Origin of the sequence: Elizabethkingia argenteiflava, assembly GCF_009904105.1 — a bacterium.
Taxonomy (GTDB): domain Bacteria; phylum Bacteroidota; class Bacteroidia; order Flavobacteriales; family Weeksellaceae; genus Elizabethkingia; species Elizabethkingia argenteiflava.
Window position 1 is genome coordinate 1 of record NZ_JAAABJ010000115.1, and the last position, 563, is coordinate 563.

General features: G+C 32.7%; 1 pseudogene. It reads left to right on the forward strand.

The annotated features are described in order from the left end of the window. Nucleotides 1-500 (forward strand): annotated as a pseudogene (locus GNY06_RS00695) (integrase core domain-containing protein); the annotation flags it as partial. Nucleotides 501-563 lie beyond the last annotated feature (63 nt).

Sequence of the window (563 nt, forward strand, 5' to 3'; positions counted from 1 at the left end):
AGCAAAACTATATGACCGTAAAAATGCTCTTATTGCTGATGACATGCTTAATGATCAGGTAGTCCCTTTCTTTGAGCAGCAGGAACTTCGTTTACTAAGAATTTTAACAGACAGAGGAACGGAATACTGTGGAATAAGAGAACAGCATGAATACCAGCTTTATTTAGCAATTGAAGATATTTATAACACAAAGACCAAGGCTAAAAGTCCTCAGACCAATGGCATTTGTGAACGTTTTCAAAGGACGATACAGGACGATTTTTATGCCATAGCTTTTAGAAATAAAATTTTCAGAAGTATTGAAGAACTTCTATTAGTCTTAAACAAGTTGGTTGTCCTATTACAACAATGAAAGAACGCATACTGGAATACATTGTTATGTTAAAACAACGATGCAGACGTTATTGGATAGTAAACATATTGCAAAAGAGTTATTTTTGTATACTCTTGCATTGGAACAAAAAATCCTTACTTTTGGAAGTAAGTATAATCTTGAATAACTGATAATTATTTTAACACTTAACGTCATATTAAGTCGGGGCTATTACAGATTATATATGCTG